At 61.4% G+C, this 14,648-nt stretch carries 17 protein-coding genes and 1 tRNA gene; 10 read left to right on the plus strand and 8 right to left on the minus strand.

Going from position 1 to position 14,648, the window contains the following annotated elements; genetic code table 11:
• Window positions 1-130 precede the first annotated feature (130 nt).
• Complete coding sequence (locus DIE23_RS25190) at window positions 131-469, plus strand: hypothetical protein (RefSeq protein ID WP_124614601.1); 339 nt, start codon at window positions 131-133, stop codon at window positions 467-469.
• A 208-nt stretch (window positions 470-677) separates the two neighbouring features.
• On the opposite strand, the gene DIE23_RS25195 is transcribed toward DIE23_RS25190, so the two are convergent.
• The 3 genes from DIE23_RS25195 to DIE23_RS25205 all read right to left on the minus strand — a co-directional run bounded on the left by DIE23_RS25195 (window position 678) and on the right by DIE23_RS25205 (window position 3,576).
• Entirely contained in the window at window positions 678-1,253 is a 576-nt protein-coding gene (locus tag DIE23_RS25195) for a recombinase family protein (protein ID WP_124614602.1), read from the minus strand.
• 201 nt (window positions 1,254-1,454) lie between these two features.
• A complete protein-coding gene (locus DIE23_RS25200; RefSeq protein WP_124614603.1) occupies window positions 1,455-1,754 on the minus strand; it encodes a hypothetical protein in 300 nt (99 codons plus the stop codon).
• Between the two features lie 28 nt (window positions 1,755-1,782).
• Window positions 1,783-3,576 carry a hypothetical protein gene (locus tag DIE23_RS25205; RefSeq protein ID WP_124614604.1) on the minus strand — a complete coding sequence of 598 codons (1,794 nt, stop codon included), beginning with the start codon at window positions 3,574-3,576 and terminating at the stop codon, window positions 1,783-1,785.
• Between the two features lie 655 nt (window positions 3,577-4,231).
• On the opposite strand from DIE23_RS25205, the gene DIE23_RS25210 reads away from it, so the two are divergent.
• The 9 genes from DIE23_RS25210 to DIE23_RS25250 all read left to right on the plus strand — a co-directional run bounded on the left by DIE23_RS25210 (window position 4,232) and on the right by DIE23_RS25250 (window position 10,477).
• Window positions 4,232-5,077 (plus strand): hypothetical protein, encoded by an 846-nt coding sequence (locus DIE23_RS25210; RefSeq protein WP_124614605.1) that lies wholly within the window; start codon window positions 4,232-4,234, stop codon window positions 5,075-5,077.
• Between the two features lie 178 nt (window positions 5,078-5,255).
• Window positions 5,256-5,483, plus strand: coding sequence for an AlpA family transcriptional regulator (locus DIE23_RS25215; RefSeq protein WP_124614606.1), 228 nt, complete (start codon window positions 5,256-5,258; stop codon window positions 5,481-5,483).
• The gene (locus DIE23_RS25220; protein WP_124614607.1) at window positions 5,480-5,773 is read left to right on the plus strand and encodes a hypothetical protein; all 294 of its coding nucleotides are present in this window, start codon (window positions 5,480-5,482) and stop codon (window positions 5,771-5,773) included. Before DIE23_RS25215 ends, DIE23_RS25220 begins: the two co-directional genes overlap by 4 nt.
• Before the next feature lie 362 nt (window positions 5,774-6,135).
• The gene (locus DIE23_RS25225; RefSeq protein ID WP_124614657.1) at window positions 6,136-6,312 is read left to right on the plus strand and encodes a hypothetical protein; all 177 of its coding nucleotides are present in this window, start codon (window positions 6,136-6,138) and stop codon (window positions 6,310-6,312) included.
• Window positions 6,305-6,607, plus strand: a complete 303-nt coding sequence (locus DIE23_RS25230; RefSeq protein ID WP_124614608.1) for a hypothetical protein — start codon at window positions 6,305-6,307, stop codon at window positions 6,605-6,607. The genes DIE23_RS25225 and DIE23_RS25230 overlap by 8 nt, the downstream gene beginning before the upstream one ends.
• Complete coding sequence (locus DIE23_RS25235) at window positions 6,600-6,812, plus strand: hypothetical protein (protein WP_006765346.1); 213 nt, start codon at window positions 6,600-6,602, stop codon at window positions 6,810-6,812. Before DIE23_RS25230 ends, DIE23_RS25235 begins: the two co-directional genes overlap by 8 nt.
• Window positions 6,805-7,152 (plus strand): hypothetical protein, encoded by a 348-nt coding sequence (locus DIE23_RS25240; RefSeq protein ID WP_009908645.1) that lies wholly within the window; start codon window positions 6,805-6,807, stop codon window positions 7,150-7,152. Before DIE23_RS25235 ends, DIE23_RS25240 begins: the two co-directional genes overlap by 8 nt.
• A 9-nt stretch (window positions 7,153-7,161) precedes the next feature.
• Window positions 7,162-7,488 carry a hypothetical protein gene (locus DIE23_RS25245; RefSeq protein ID WP_059799537.1) on the plus strand — a complete coding sequence of 109 codons (327 nt, stop codon included), beginning with the start codon at window positions 7,162-7,164 and terminating at the stop codon, window positions 7,486-7,488.
• A gap of 127 nt (window positions 7,489-7,615) precedes the next feature.
• Complete coding sequence (locus DIE23_RS25250; protein WP_185646530.1) at window positions 7,616-10,477, plus strand: DUF927 domain-containing protein; 2,862 nt, start codon at window positions 7,616-7,618, stop codon at window positions 10,475-10,477.
• Between the two features lie 618 nt (window positions 10,478-11,095).
• On the opposite strand, the gene DIE23_RS25260 is transcribed toward DIE23_RS25250, so the two are convergent.
• The 5 genes from DIE23_RS25260 to DIE23_RS25285 all read right to left on the minus strand — a co-directional run bounded on the left by DIE23_RS25260 (window position 11,096) and on the right by DIE23_RS25285 (window position 14,640).
• A complete protein-coding gene (locus DIE23_RS25260; RefSeq protein WP_124614610.1) occupies window positions 11,096-12,313 on the minus strand; it encodes a phage integrase central domain-containing protein in 1,218 nt (405 codons plus the stop codon).
• A 174-nt stretch (window positions 12,314-12,487) separates the two neighbouring features.
• Window positions 12,488-12,563: transfer RNA gene (locus DIE23_RS25270), tRNA-Thr, on the minus strand.
• 19 nt (window positions 12,564-12,582) lie between these two features.
• Complete coding sequence (locus tag DIE23_RS25275) at window positions 12,583-13,104, minus strand: ClpXP protease specificity-enhancing factor (RefSeq protein WP_124614658.1); 522 nt, start codon at window positions 13,102-13,104, stop codon at window positions 12,583-12,585.
• Window positions 13,105-13,175: 71 nt separating this feature from the next.
• Window positions 13,176-13,787 (minus strand): glutathione S-transferase N-terminal domain-containing protein, encoded by a 612-nt coding sequence (locus DIE23_RS25280; protein WP_006400565.1) that lies wholly within the window; start codon window positions 13,785-13,787, stop codon window positions 13,176-13,178.
• Window positions 13,788-13,881: 94 nt separating this feature from the next.
• A complete protein-coding gene (locus DIE23_RS25285) occupies window positions 13,882-14,640 on the minus strand; it encodes a cytochrome c1 (RefSeq protein ID WP_124614611.1) in 759 nt (252 codons plus the stop codon).
• Between the last annotated feature and the right edge of the window lie 8 nt (window positions 14,641-14,648).

Consider the following 14,648-nt stretch of genomic DNA (forward strand, 5'->3'; position numbering starts at 1 on the left):
GTAAAAACCGGCCAGGCATATATGAGCATTTACGCATAATGAGGAGATGCCGCGGTGTGATTTCGAAACAGATTCGAAAGGTGCGATATACCCGCTGTTAGAATGAGGTCCCTTATTCTAGGAGACCGATATGAGGTGGCACGTTTATCAAACCAGCTATATTGATTGGGCGTGGAGCGCGCTCAAATCGGTGGACGAGACCAGAGCGTTGCTCGCCCAAGGCGCCCCGGAGTCCTTTGATGATTTGAGTCAGCATCCTGTTGAAGAATTTGATGCGGCCTTCAGCGACGCGCAGATTCTTGCTCAGCAGAATGGATGGGAAGGAGACTATCGCCAAGGCCCAGTCGTGTTTTGGTTGCCCGATCCGAATGTCAACGCTTTCGTCTATGGCTTTTTCTGGAAGCAAGACAACAATGGCACCTGTTTTACAGTGTCGCCCGTGGCGCTTCCATGGCTGGAAGATGCGTAATAAGAGCCGCTGTCCGACGAGCTGCGCGGAGTAATAAGGTGCCGTTGAAAGGCTTCTGCTTCCTACGGTAGTCTTGGCGGTCGCCTTCGGCCTTCGTTTTGGTTGCAGACCAGCGTTTGCCAATCTCAGCCCCGTCACTAGTACGAATGCGCTCGTGCAAGGTGCGACGATGATTCACCCCGCGAAAAGTGACTTTGAGCGCTAGAGGCTACGCCGCATCGCGTACCCGCATGATCGTCTGGCGGCTCGTGCCGAATCGCCTGGCGAGCGCGGCCACGCTCGCCCCCGCGTCCAGCTCGCGCAGCACGTCCGCCCGCTGATCGTCCGACAGGGCAGACGGCCGCCCCATCGCCTTGCCTTCCGCCTTCGCGCGAGCGATGCCGGCGTGCGTGCGCTCAATCAACAGATCCCGCTCGAACTCGGCCACCGCGTTCAACACCTGCATCGTCATCCGGCCGGCCGCGCTCGTCAGATCAACGCCGCCCAGGGCAAGACAGTGAACCCGGATACCACGTTCCGCCAATCCCTCGACCGTGGCCCGCACGTCCATCGCATTGCGGCCCAGCCGGTCGAGCTTCGTCACGATCAGCACGTCGCCCTCTTCCATCTTGACGAGCAACTGCGCAAACCCCGGACGCTGGTCAGCGCTCACGCTCCCCGAAATGCTTTCCGACACAACACGGCGCTTGTCGACCGAGAAGCCGGCCGCCTCGATCTCGCGTAACTGGTTCGCGGTGGTCTGGTCGGACGTGCTGACGCGGGCATAAGCGAAGGTTCGGGACATATCGGGCACTCAATCTGTACGAAATGGACGTCCGAATATATACACCTGTCCAAAACATTTCAACCCTTATTTTCGGACAGGCCAAAACAACGCTGTCCGAAAGGGATCGGTTTCGGACATGGCTGCGAGCCTCTGATCGGGCTTACGACGGACGAAAAAAAAACCGCCGGTCGTCCGGCGGTTTCTGAGGACATCCAGGAATTATCTGGACGTCCCTCCTTTCTTGGCTGCCTTAAGCATCATTCGTTGGCGATGCTCCTTTCGAAGCGTGGCCATTCGTGACAGACGCGCGTTATTAGTGGGCTTGGCCACTTCAGTCGTCCCTTGGATGTTAATTCGGTACTGCGCCGCAAGCGCGCGCAACTTGTCCGCATCGTCTGCGCGCCGTTGATTGACCTGCCGTTCATACTCGGCAACGAATCGCTGAAGTCGATCACGCTCCTCGGCCGTCGCGGGGCGGCCAATCACGCCCATATCGGCCTTGCTACGTCGTGTGTTCATTGCCACTCCCTAGTGTTTCACTGTCAGACTAGAACCAATTCGCAGGCGCTGCAAGCGGCGTGATCGTTTCAAGTACCCAGCGCTTCGTCGCTTTTCCGTCAGTGCGATGGTCAAGCGAGAACTGCTCATCCTCTTTCGCGCGAACAGTCAGCACCAAGCCGTGGTGCCCCTGAGGCAAATAGAGTTCCGTATTGGAGCCACCCTCATGGCGCCACAGCCCCACCGCCCGCGCTGGGGACCGCTCGCCAAGATTCGATAGGTCCACCATTCCCGAGCAGGTAATCGACAGAACAGATGATCCGGGGTCTTCCGCCAACACCGTCGCATAGCGGCCGGGCCAGCGGCCTCCGAGCTGCGGCCCATCCATCAGCAACGCAACGACTAGATTTGGCCCAACCGAGCGAATTACCGGCATAGCTGGATCCGCGCGTGCGAGGTCCTCACAAATGAGCACTGTCATGCACAGATCGTCACGCAGCGCGAGAAACTGAAGCTTTCGCGGCGCGACACCGATATGCTCCCACACCTTAACGCGATCGGCTGCCTCGATACCAGTTAGCCCGTACCGTCTAATCTGCGCCCCATCCAACGCCCAGCGATGATGCTTAGAATGCTCATCGTCCCATAGTAGCGGATCCTCTCCTTGCGCTGCGTCAGGCGCAAACAACATCGTTTTGGCGAGGTTTCTACCCGGCGCACCGTCGCTGTTGCCATCGCCTGGAATCCCAGCAACCAATGTGCCAGCGATCAGGAATTTCAGTCCCTCGATTGGTCGTTGCTTGAGCAAATCAAGCAGATCGCCGGCTAGTTCGGCCGTAAGTGCACACTCCGGGAAAAGGATTCCATCAATTGCTCTGGCACCGAATTTACGCACCGCACCAGTCACCAACGGGGCTATCAGCTCATCGCGCAACATTGCGGCAGTGACTTTTTGCGGGTGTTCAAGCCAAGTAGGATTCAGTGCGAAGTACGGTTGCATCCTCGCGTTATGGCCCAAATTACGGGGAGGGCCGGCCGAAATAAAGCTTTCGTCATCAACCCGGAACGGATACGGAATAACGAGCAACCGCATCAGGTCGTTATTGGTTCCATTGTCTGGAAGAATCCACTGCGATTCGACAATTGTTGTCGGCGGGAGCAGCGCGAGGTGATGACTCATCGAACGAACGGTACATCCCACCGACGGCGTAAGTGATTTCGGGAGTACCGTCGCGCGATCCGGAGGCACCATCTCGCACAATGATCTCGGTACATACTTCAAGAGAGCAGCCGCTTTTGTCGGATGCGCCACAACCCGGTCGAGGAAGGATACCGCCGCTCGGTTTACGATGACTGAAGGCCCAGCTGGATCGGCCGGACGAGAAATCCAGCCAACTCCGGCAGACGCCTCGTCTGCCGTGGCAAGTAACCGCATCAACAGCGAAACTGCCGGCGAATACGGTACCTGTGTCATATCGAGTTGACTGATTGGCGAACCACCGTGCACCGTTAACAGGGCAGCCCACCATCCCTCCACCAGCCCTGGACAATTGCCAGTTGTTTTCCAAGCTTGCGCTGCCGCGATCACTTCCCCGATGTACGCCGCGTGACGCAGATAATCACCGTCGACTAGCGTCGCACCCGCGTAGCACCCGGAAATCTCCATCAACGTCGCAGCAACTGCGAATACATCTGCCGGCCACTCGGGACAGAGCAAAAGGCGTTCGAGCCGGGTCGCAGCCGGATGCATCTCTGGCCGCGTCCCATCCGGCAATAACTCCTCGACTATGTCGAGGACAGTGCGCACAGGCGGTATCGCGGTGTCAATGTCGTCAGCCGACACGTCCAAGAACGCCTGAGTTCGAAACCTGCCGGTGCGTCGGTGCGGCCGCCGTGGCCACAGAGGCTTAAATGAAGACATGGCTGCGCGTGGTTGACTATGTTGTTTGTTCGAGCCGACTGATTTGCCGGGTGAACGACTCTACCGCCGCGCGAACTCACCTGCAAGCAGGCTCCTCCCTAGTACTTGTAGTCTTTAGCGATGGGATTCGTTCATATCCTTCCGCGACACAATTAACTCCACTTCGTCGGAAATTCTCTCTACATTGGGAAAGCTTCAATTCACGGCAGTAAGGATGACGCTTCCCGAGGTCCGAAATCTTGAGACAATACGGAACTAGACGCTTCGATTTGGAGGCCAAATGTCGTTCATCGGTCGAGAAATGAGTTCTATTAACTGCAAACCTTATGTTTACGATCGAATTGGGGCAGTTCTACTGCCCGCCGAAAAGCACATGGAGAGCCGCTACCATCCACGCGGCTTGCAACGGATGCGAGCGCGACTGACGAGATCTCGGCTCCGTGCAGAGATAAGAAGCCTATGCATTGAGGTGTTCGCGGAGCTCAGAGCCGTTGAGTATTCGCTTTGCGGCCTCTGGTTCGAACGCGATGAGGCATATCGGAACGCGACACTGCATCGGCACTTCGGAAAGCGATTCATGGTCGACGCGGCATATCGCGCCGAAGTATTTGCACGGCTTTATCCTGACATGACACCCGATGAAGCCCACGATATCGCGATCAAGATTCCCGATAATCTGACTGGTCTCGCTGCGCACCTTGAAGCGGAGCGTGCATGTGCTCCCGGCCCTGGGCTTGATACGCTACTGAAGCAAGCAGCGCAATTCCGACGAGAGGTCATCGAATTCTTGAACTGCGTTCGGCAGGAGCAAACTTCTATGCCGGCCGAGCTGACTACGCGTGCTCCAGACGTGTTTGATGACGACGGCACCTTTTCGGCGTTGTTCTGCGATCACCTCAGCATCATCGCTGACGCGTGGCTGCGACGCCCAATCACGGATGAACTGTCCGTTCCGGCATTGTCGTTCGGCATCCCACGTTTTGTGCATAGGCATTGGATTCGACGCATGTATCTTGCTGAGGCCGTGTCCCACCTCGAAGCGTCGTCATTGAGACCGGCTCACGCATCCAACTTATCAGTGCACGACGTTCTTAACGCTGTCAAAGCACTCAATTTATCGCGGCAGCACAAAGAGGCTCCGAATGGAACATTGCCTTCCGTGTCAGTAGCGGAGGCTCTTTCTGAGAATGGCCGTCGTGCCGCCATTGCGCGTCACAACAGTAGCCCCAAAGCAAGGGAAAAAGAAGCCGCCTTTCGGCACTGGTTGGCGTGGCAAGCCGGCTCCGTTCAGTACAAGAGCGCCGCCGAGTTCGCGCGCGAGGTTCTGGACAAGTCGGAACATCTCGAAAGCTCGGCAGTCATTGAGGGCTGGTGTCGAGCATGGAAAAAAAAGACAGCGACGACGACCCAACAGAAAAGCTAGTTTGCACGCAGGCTAACCACTCTGCTTGTTAGCTAGTTATTGTGCGAGAACAGCGCGCATTTTGCGCGCCTCGTCTGCATCGTGCATGCGCAAATCTTGTAGCAGGTATCGGACTCAAGAATACTTTGCGGCCGTCCCAAATCGTTCCATTTTGGGGGCAATCAAAGGAGATACCCGTATGCAAGAAAAGCTCGATGACTTGTCGGCTGTATCGGCACAATCGACCCGTATTATCCGGATGCGCACGTTGACGGAGCGAGTCGGTCTCAGTCGCAGCGAGATCTATCGACGAATTAGCGCCGGCACCTTCGTCAAGCCAATCGCACTCGGCCCACGCGCAGTTGGTTGGCGTGAGGCAGATATTGAAGCATGGCTTGCGTCGCTGACGAAGCGAGGTGAGGCATGAATGCACGTGTGGCAGACAAGCAAACCGCATCCGATCTAGAATCGGCACGCGCCGCACAGAAAGCTGCGGAGATTGACCATTACCTTGCAAGGATTGCGCATCAGCGTGAGCGCTATGCGACCGCATATCGTCGCTGCGATGATTCGGCGCGACGAGAAGCGGCGGACGGTATGGTCGCGGCGGCAACGATGTTCGAGCGCGACGGAAAAACTGTTCCGTCACGACTGAAAAAGGCGGCCGAAACAATCAAAATCGCGGTCTTCTTGCTTGACCCGAAAGCCCCAGCATGACGTCGAGCCAAAGTCACTTTGTTGTGACAAAGGGCGCGAGGAGTCGGCCGCGGCACACCGCTGCCGCTGGTCCGTCCCTTCCTCGATTTGCACATCGCGGCGGTGCGCAGTATCCTGTGCACGTCGCTGAGACAACAGCGACCCGGATTGGCGTCCGGAACATGCAAAAGGCGGACAACCGCCGCAGCGCGGTTTTTTTACGTCCGCACGCTAAGCTCCTTCAATGGTCGGGCCTTGGCGGGGGTGCCTTCGGGCACGCCGGTTTCCTTTTGCGCCGGTACGCCAACTCCGTCATGTGCTCGGCCACCCCAATTGGCGTTGGGGGCCGGGTTCCGGAACCCAGCAAAAGGAGGTCGCACCCAATGCGCCAGTCGTCGCACGCCCAGACCGGGCAGCAATCCCACCTTATTCAATCCATCGTCCGCGCAGCACTGCGCGACGCGGCAACCGCCAGCACGTATCAAGATGCGCTCGACGCGACCGGCGCGGCACTGGCCGCAATCGCAGCGCTCGTCCGTGCGGAGGTGCGCCATGGCTGAGCTGCGCTGCAAGATTGGCGATCTGGCGATCGTCACGAAGTGCGATGCACGCTCGCGTATCGGCATGCTGGTCGAGGTGGCATCGGCTCGCCCGACGCCCGATCACGATTGGCGCGTGCGGATCTTGGGCGGCCCCGTCTCGGGGCGTAGCGTCTGCGGTCGCCGGTCTGGCGACTTCATGCACGCAGCCGTCCATGACTGGAATCTCACGCCGATTCGCGGCGAGGCGGAGTTGGATTGCGCGGCCGACGTCCGGCAACTCCTCGCATCGATTCTGGAGGTGCGCCATGTCTAAATACCGCCTGCCGAACGAAGTCACGATGATCGCCATGTGTGCGGCCCATCAGTTCGCCCAGCTCGAAGCCCTGTTCGATGCTGTCCGTTCGCATCTTGCGGAGGGCACCTACGAGCGAGCGCTCGTCGACATGGGGCAAAGCGTCGCGAGCCGGTACTCGGCCGAAATGCGCCGTACTGCGCAGCCGGAGGTGTGCCATGACTGATCAGCGCATCCGAACCGCGGTTGTCGACGGATTCGACAACGCACCGCCGTTGGATACCGGGGCTCCGATCGAGCTGCAATTCGCCGTCGACCTGGGCGCGATCTGCGCCGACGCATGGCTCGACCTGAAAGGCGACGTGCGGCTGCACGACTACGCGGCGCATCAAGCCGCTGCGTTCGCACGCGGCATGGAAGCTGCCATGCAGGACGCAGGCGACGTCGACGCGCACCGCGTGACGATCAGCCGCCAAGCGTTCGCGGCCGGCCTGATGGGGCGCGTGCAGCAGCACCTGTTCGCGGCGCTCGGCCTCGTCACGCGCGAACCGCGCACGACGCATTGAGGGGCAGTCATGGCAAAGACGAACAAGAATGCCGTGCAACCGCTCGCGTCGCACTTCGTGGCCGAGGTGAATCGCCCCGACCGCAACCGCATCGGCACGCGGATCAGTGACGCCATGGAGCTGCTGGACAGCCTGCATTGGGCGGCCGACAAGGCAATGTCCGATGACGACTACTGGCTTGTGCTGAGCCTGTTCCGCGCGTCCCTGCCGTCGATCGGCGCGGCGCTGGAGGCGGCGAACGACGCACTCGGCGAGTCGCGGCTCGGCCGCTACGTCTACAGCAACGACATCACGGCCGGCGGTGCGGTTCTGTCGGTGCCTCGCGCGGCCGGCTGACGCTGCGGCGCTAGGCATCGTCGCATCATTCAATTCTTCGCGCGTCGGGTAGCTGCTTGTCCGATATGGACTACTAATCGGAAGCCGACCGACGCGCGTCCAGTGGGAACCTATGAGTAACGCACCCATGTCCGAATTCGAGCGGGCGAGAGTCGCGCTCGGCTATGTTCCGCCCGACGACCGCGACACGTGGCGTCAGGTGGGGATGGCGCTCAAGGCCGAGTTTGGCGAGGAGGGCTTCGCCCTCTGGAACGAATGGAGCCAAGGCGCGCAGAACTACAACGGCAAGGACGCGCGCGATGTGTGGAAGTCGTTCAAGGGCGGCAAGATCACCATCAACACGCTGTTTCACCTCGCCAAGCTCAGCGGCTTCGATCCGCGCGCGCATCGAGCCAAGCCCGTCGATCCAGTGGAGCGCGAGCGGCAGAAAGCCGAGCGTGCGGCCCGCGAGGCGGCCGAGCTGGCCGAACTGACCGAGAAACAGCAAACCGCGTCGGCGCTCGCTGAGTCGATCTGGTCGGCGGCCGAGCCTGCGCCGGCCGATCACCCGTATCTCGTTCGCAAGCGAATCTCGGTCGACGCGCTGCGCATCTATCGCGGCGGCTTGTGCATCGGCACGGCCGCATGCGACGGCGCACTCGTCATCCCGGCGCGTGACGCGGACGGCAAGCTGTGGACGCTGGAATTTATCCTCACGGACGGCCAGAAGCGCTATCTGCCGAACGGCCGCAAGGCGGGCTGCTTCTCGTTGATCGGCGGCCCGCTATCTTCCGCGCCGTCCACGCTGCTGATTGGCGAGGGTTACGCCACGTGTGCGACGCTCGCGGCCGCGACGAGCTGTCCGGCCGCCGTCGCGTTCGACGCCGGCAACCTGCACGCGGTCGCGACGGCGCTGCGCGGCCAGTATCCGGACGCCCGCATTGTCGTGTGCGCCGACGACGACCACACGACGAAGGGCAATCCGGGCGTGACGAAGGCCCGCGCGGCGGCCGAGGCCGTCGCCGGCATCTTGGCCGTGCCCGACTTCGGTCCGAACCGCCCGGCCGCCGGCACCGACTTCAACGACCTCGCTGCGCACGTCGGCCCGGATGCGGTGGTGGCCGCCGTGCGCGCTGCGCTCGCGCCGACCGGCTCGGCGGATGCCGGCAAGGGCAAGCCCGCTCCAGCCGCCGCGAAGCCCGCCAAGCGCCCGAAAACGGCTCGCGCGCAGGACGGCAAGTCGCGGTTCGTCGTCGACGACAAGGGCGTGTGGTTTCACGGCTTCAACAATCAAGGCGATCCACTGCCCCCGCATTGGGTCAGCACGCGGATCGACGTGATCGCGGAGACCCGGAACGAGATGAACAGCGAGTGGGGCTACCTGCTCGAATTCACCGATCGCGACGGCATCCTGAAACGGTGGGCGGTGCCGGCCGGCCTCTTTGCCGGCGACGGCACGGAGCTGCGCCGCATGCTGCTCGATATGGGCGTGAAGCTTGGCGTGACGCAGATCGCCCGCACGCAGATCGCGAACTATGTGCAGATGGCGCAGCCGGACGAGCGCGTGCGCTGCGTGCCGCGCGTCGGCTGGCATCACGGCGCGTTTGTGCTGCCCGATCGCGTCATCGGCACCGGCAAAGAGGCGCTGATCTATCAGGCCGACACGCCGATCCAGAGCCAGTTCAAGGAGCGCGGGACGCTGGACGACTGGCAGCGCGAGGTCGCGGCCTACTGCGTCGGCAATAGCCGGCTGCTGTTCTGCGTCGCTACCGCCTTCGCTGGTCCGCTGCTGCACTTCTCCGGGCTCCAGTCGGGCGGTTTCCACTTGCTCGGCACGACGTCCAAGGGCAAGTCGACGGGCGGCGTCATCGCCGCGTCCGTGTTCGGCTCGCCGGACTACGTGCGGAGCTGGAAGGCGACCGACAACGCGCTCGAAGCCGTCGCCACCCAGCATAGCGACGCGTTGCTGATCCTCGATGAAATCGGGCAGGTCGAGCCGCGTTTGGTCGGCGACGTGATCTACATGCTGGCGAACGAGTCGGGCAAGGCCCGCGCATCGCGTAGCGGCTCGGCAAAGCCGGTTCTCACGTGGCGGCTGCTGTTCCTGTCGAACGGCGAAAAGAGCGTGTCCGCGTTGATGGCCGAGGGCAACAAGCCGATGAAAGGCGGGATCGAGGTGCGCTTGCCCGCGATCCCGGCCGAGGTCGGCGAAATGGGCGTCGTGGAGAAGCTGCACGGCTTCCCGACGCCGGCCGCGCTGATCGAGCATCTAGAGCGGCACGCAGGCATGCACTACGGCACGGCCGGCCCCGCGTTCATCGAGTGGGCGTCGTCGCAGGCCGGCGAGCTGGCCGAGCATCTGCGCATGCGCGTCGATGAGCTGGTCGGGCAATGGGTGCCGGACGGCTCGCATTCGCAGGTCGCGCGCGTCGCCAAGCGGTTCTGCCTCGTCGCGGTGGCCGGCGAGCTGGCGACCGCGCACGGGCTAACGGGCTGGCCGCAGGGCGAAGCGGTCGAGGCAGCACGTCGCTGCTTCGAGGGCTGGCTCGAACTGCGCGGCGGCACCGGCAACTCGGACGAGGCCGAAGCCGTGCGGCAGGTACAGCATTTCCTCGCCGCACATGGCGACAACCGTTTCGTGTGGATGAACCGGGCGCAGGACGACCATCGGCCGAACGTGCCGCATCGAGCGGGCTTCAAGCAGCACGTGAAGCGCGACGAGCGGCGCACGCCCATCGCCTCCGATCGCGAGTATTACGCCGAGTTTGGCGGCAAGATGAGCGCCGACGATGCCGAAAGCGTCGAGACGGAGTACCTGATCGAAGCGGCCGTGTTCCGCAAGGACGTGTGCGCCGGCTTCGATCACAAGATCGTCGCCAAGGCACTGATGAAGCGGGGCGTGCTGATGCCGCGTAGCGACGGCTATCCGTACCGGCAGGAATACATCCCCGGTCACGGCAAGTTCATGGTCTACCGTGTGCTGCCGTCCATCTTCACGCTCGAACTGTGAAAGACGCCGCCGCCGTCCGGGAGGGCGGTGGCGGGCATTCCTTTGCGCGGCATTTTTGGCCCGTGCGTCAAAGTTACTTTGAGCGATACGCTCCAGACGGAACCGGGCGGGCGGCTGCCGCGAATCTTGCCGCTATCGTAACAATCCAGCCCGGTTTATCTCCAGTATCTCCAGCGTTCTCCAAATCGTTTGGAGACACGCGAATCCTTACCCCATAAGGCTTTGCGGCCGATTCAGGCGTTTATCTCCAAATCTCCAACGCGTTGTGCAGTGAGCGGACAGGCGTCGAGCTTCTGCGTCGACCGCGACGCCAGACGGGGCGCGGCTTTCCGGGATTTGACGGGTGTCGGAGACGTGTTTTTGAGGGGGGTGTCCGCGATGCGCCCCGATCGGGCATTGTTGCGCCGGCCGCAAGTGTCCGGGTGGCCGGAAAGCGGGGGACCCTGCGTCTAGGGCAAAGACGCGGGGGCTCACACCCGCGTGTTTTCTCTACTGACGGCAAACATAGGGGGGGCACATAATAAGGGGCCAAATCATCAGCTTACCCTATGCCTAGGCCGTGTCCGTTTTGCTGGTGGGGGACGCATGGAAGGGGGTCATACTCGCAGCGGCACGGATCTATCCTGCCGCCGCGATCGGGATAATCTGCGCCCCGCTCTGCTTGTCGAGATAGTCCGCCCACCACTGCATCATTCGATGGCGCTCAGACAGATATTCGGCATGGTTGTATGCCGCCCGCACCCCGTCCTGCTCCGAGTGGGCGAGCTGGCGCTCGATCCAGTCGGAATTGAATCCCTTCTCGTTCAAGATCGTTGAAGCGAGACCACGGAACCCGTGCCCGGTCATACGGCTGCGATAGCCCATCCGGTATAGAGCGTACAGAATCGTGTTCTCGCTCATCTGCTGCAACGGTCTGCGGCTGTTCGGGAACAGCCAGCGACGGTGGCCCGTCAGCGCGCGCAACTCGGAAAGCAGCGCGATCGTCTGCTCGGCGAGCGGCACGATATGCACGCGGCGCATCTTCATCTTCTCGGCCGGAATTCGCCACTCTCGGCGCTCCACATCGACCTCCGTCCACTCGGCCTGCCGCAGCTCGATAGTGCGAACGAACGTTAATGCCAGGAATCGCAGAGCGAGCCGAGTCTCGGGCTCACCCTCATAAGTAGCGATCGAGCGAAGCAACTCCGGCAGCTCGTTTTCGCCGACTCGCGCCATATGCTTGACGGGCACCGCCTTCAATGCGCCTCGCAGATCCGGCGACGGATCTCGCTCGGCACGGCTCGTCGCCACGGCATAACGAAACACTTGGCCGCATGTCTGCAACGTCTTGCGCGCCGTCTCGAACGCCTCTCGACCTTCGATTCGTCGAATGACCGCGAGCAAATCCGGTGCGCCGATCGAAGAAATCGGACGCCGGCCGATCAGGGGAAACACCTCGCGATCGAGCTGTTTCTTGACTCGGTTCGCGTGCGAAGCGCTCCATGTTGCTTGCTGCGCCTCGTACCACTCCAGCGCGACGGCCTCGAAGGTGTTCTGTGCGGCAATGGCGCGAGTCTGCTTCTCGACGTCACGCTCGAACGCAGGGTTCTTCCCTTCCGCTAACAGCCGCTTCGCTTCGTCACGCCTCGACCGAGCATCAGCGAGCGACGTCGCGGGATAGTCGCCGAACGTCAGCAGGTTTTCTTTGCCATTGAACCGGTATTTGAGCCGCCATTTCTTCGAACCGCTGGAGCGCAGATCAAGATACAGGCCGCCGCCGTCGAAGAGTTTGTTTCCCCCGGCCTCATCGAATCTAGCGTTGCGGCACTTGGCGTCGGTAAGAGGTTTGGTTTTCATTGTTCGTCGGGGGTACGGCATACCCCCAAATCCCGGAAGTCATACCCCGAATCTTACCCCCAAATTTTGGGGATGCCCCGGCCTCTCACGGGACGTCCTGAAACAAAAAACCCGCGTCAGCGCTAGGCTGGACGCGGGTTTTGGGACTTCCGGGTACTACTTGAAACTAGTGTTTGGTGCCGGCTGCAGGACTCGAACCCGCCACCTGATGATTACAAATCAACTGCTCTACCAGATGAGCTAAGCCGGCGTAAGCGCGAGATTCTACCTCATTTCACGATCTTGAGGCGAGGTCTGCTGCCACCTTTCGAGCCATCTCCGTCGGTTTTCGGCGGTTCGTCGGCGCCTTCGGACGGTTCTTCATTCGCACCGTGATCAGCGACCGGCGTCAACACGGCAGGCGATTCATCACGCTGCGTATCATCGCCCTGCTCGGCCTCGTCTTCGAACGCACCCGAATCCGCGCCCTCACCCGCCACCGCATCGACCTGGAACGCCATCCCCTGCCCGTTCTCCCGCGCGTAGATCGCGAGCACGTTGGCCACCGGAATCTCGATCTTGTGCGCCTTCCCGGAGAACCGGGCGGTGAACTCGATCCACTCGTTACCCATCTGCAGCTGGCTCGTCGCCTCGAAGCTGATGTTGAGCACGATCTCGCCGTCACGCACGAACTGACGCGGCACGCGCGTCGAGTTGTCGACCCTCACCGCGATATGCGGCGTGTAACCGTTATCGGTGCACCACTCGTACAGCGCGCGCAGCAGATAAGGCTTCGTTGAAATCTCTTGCATCACAATCCTCGAACCCGGAGTGGGCACGCGGCACGCCGCGCCGCCCACTCCGTCTTGCCTTCATTGCATCATCAACGACGCATGACCTTTTCGGACGGCGTCAGTGCTTCGATGTAGGCCGGACGGCTGAAGATCCGCTCGGCATACTTCATCAGCGGCGCGGCGTTCTTCGACAGTTCGATGCCGTAGTGATCCAGACGCCACAGCAGCGGCGCGATCGCGACGTCGAGCATCGAGAACTCCTCGCCGAGCATGTACTTGTTCTTCACGAAGATCGGCGCGAGCTGCGTCAGGCGATCGCGGATCGCGAGGCGTGCCTTCTCGTGGTTCTTCTCCGCTGCCTTGCCCTTCTCGTTCTCGAGCGTGCTGACGTGAACGAACAGCTCCTTCTCGAAGTTGAGCAGGAACAGGCGTGCACGTGCGCGCTGCACCGGGTCGGCCGGCATCAGTTGCGGGTGCGGGAAGCGCTCGTCGATGTATTCGTTGATGATGTTCGATTCGTACAGAATCAGGTCGCGCTCGACCAGAATCGGCACCTGACCGTACGGGTTCATCACCGAGATGTCTTCCGGCTTGTTGAACAGGTCGACGTCACGGATCTCGAAATCCATGCCCTTCTCGAACAGCACCAGCCGGCAACGCTGGGAGAACGGGCAAGTTGTGCCGGAATACAGAACCATCATATTTGCGTTTCCTCAAAAAAGCCGAGGGCCGGCACGCGGCGCAACCCCTTTTACGGGTTCCGCCTTGCGCCGGCCCCACGCCGGTCAGGCGTGTTTACTTGATATCTTTCCAGTACGCGGCATTGAGCCGCCAGGACAGGAAAGTCAGGACGCCGAGAAAGACCAGCACCCACACGCCGAGGCGTTTGCGGGTCTGCTGGGCCGGCTCGGACATCCATGTCATATAGGCCACCAGGTCGGCCACCGCAGCATCATAGTCGGGCGACGACAACGTCCCCGGCGTGACCTGCTGGAAGCCGACGAGCGTGTGGACCTTCTCGCCCGTCTCCTCGTCCGTCTTGTCTTCGAATTTGGCAGTGCGCTGCCCCTGCAGTTGCCACAATACATGGGGCATGCCGACGTTCTCGAACACCGCGTTGTTCCAGCCGCTCGGCCGCGCATCGTCGCGGTAGAAACTCCGCAGATACGTGTACAGCCAGTCGCGGCCGCGCGCCCGCTCCTCGACCGACAGGTCGGGCGGCGAGGTGCCGAGCCAGTTCTTCGCGTCGTCGGGCCGCATCGCGACGGACATCGTGCTCCCGACCTTGTCGGTCGTGAACAGGAGATTCGTTTCGATCTCCTTCTGGGATATGCCCAGATCCGTCAGACGGTTGTAGCGCATCAGGTTCGCGCTGTGGCAGTTCAGGCAATAGTTTACAAACAATTGCGCGCCGTGCTGAAGCGAAACGAGATTTTCCGTGTTATCGGGCGCCCGGTCGAGCGGAAAATTACCTTCCGCGCGCACGGCCGGCGCCGTCAGCAGCGCCACGGCCGTCGCCCCGATCAGTGCGAGTGTCGAAAGCAGTTTCTTCATGTCGTTCT

The organism is Burkholderia sp. Bp9143, assembly GCF_003853645.1.
In the GTDB taxonomy this organism is placed as follows: domain Bacteria; phylum Pseudomonadota; class Gammaproteobacteria; order Burkholderiales; family Burkholderiaceae; genus Burkholderia.

What these genes read in the sequence shown, in the direction of transcription:
- DIE23_RS25250 (WP_185646530.1), top strand. Translation starts at nt 7,616, where the DNA reads ATGTCCGAATTCGAGCGGGCGAGAGTCGCGCTCGGCTATGTTCCGCCC.
- DIE23_RS25195 (WP_124614602.1), bottom strand. Translation starts at nt 1,253, where the DNA reads ATGTCCCGAACCTTCGCTTATGCCCGCGTCAGCACGTCCGACCAGACC.
- DIE23_RS25215 (WP_124614606.1), top strand. Translation starts at nt 5,256, where the DNA reads ATGCAAGAAAAGCTCGATGACTTGTCGGCTGTATCGGCACAATCGACC.
- DIE23_RS25190 (WP_124614601.1), top strand. Translation starts at nt 131, where the DNA reads ATGAGGTGGCACGTTTATCAAACCAGCTATATTGATTGGGCGTGGAGC.
- DIE23_RS25275 (WP_124614658.1), bottom strand. Translation starts at nt 13,104, where the DNA reads ATGCAAGAGATTTCAACGAAGCCTTATCTGCTGCGCGCGCTGTACGAG.
- DIE23_RS25280 (WP_006400565.1), bottom strand. Translation starts at nt 13,787, where the DNA reads ATGATGGTTCTGTATTCCGGCACAACTTGCCCGTTCTCCCAGCGTTGC.
- DIE23_RS25260 (WP_124614610.1), bottom strand. Translation starts at nt 12,313, where the DNA reads ATGAAAACCAAACCTCTTACCGACGCCAAGTGCCGCAACGCTAGATTC.
- DIE23_RS25285 (WP_124614611.1), bottom strand. Translation starts at nt 14,640, where the DNA reads ATGAAGAAACTGCTTTCGACACTCGCACTGATCGGGGCGACGGCCGTG.
- DIE23_RS25235 (WP_006765346.1), top strand. Translation starts at nt 6,600, where the DNA reads ATGTCTAAATACCGCCTGCCGAACGAAGTCACGATGATCGCCATGTGT.
- DIE23_RS25200 (WP_124614603.1), bottom strand. Translation starts at nt 1,754, where the DNA reads ATGAACACACGACGTAGCAAGGCCGATATGGGCGTGATTGGCCGCCCC.
- DIE23_RS25230 (WP_124614608.1), top strand. Translation starts at nt 6,305, where the DNA reads ATGGCTGAGCTGCGCTGCAAGATTGGCGATCTGGCGATCGTCACGAAG.
- DIE23_RS25240 (WP_009908645.1), top strand. Translation starts at nt 6,805, where the DNA reads ATGACTGATCAGCGCATCCGAACCGCGGTTGTCGACGGATTCGACAAC.
- DIE23_RS25220 (WP_124614607.1), top strand. Translation starts at nt 5,480, where the DNA reads ATGAATGCACGTGTGGCAGACAAGCAAACCGCATCCGATCTAGAATCG.
- DIE23_RS25210 (WP_124614605.1), top strand. Translation starts at nt 4,232, where the DNA reads ATGGTCGACGCGGCATATCGCGCCGAAGTATTTGCACGGCTTTATCCT.
- DIE23_RS25225 (WP_124614657.1), top strand. Translation starts at nt 6,136, where the DNA reads ATGCGCCAGTCGTCGCACGCCCAGACCGGGCAGCAATCCCACCTTATT.
- DIE23_RS25245 (WP_059799537.1), top strand. Translation starts at nt 7,162, where the DNA reads ATGGCAAAGACGAACAAGAATGCCGTGCAACCGCTCGCGTCGCACTTC.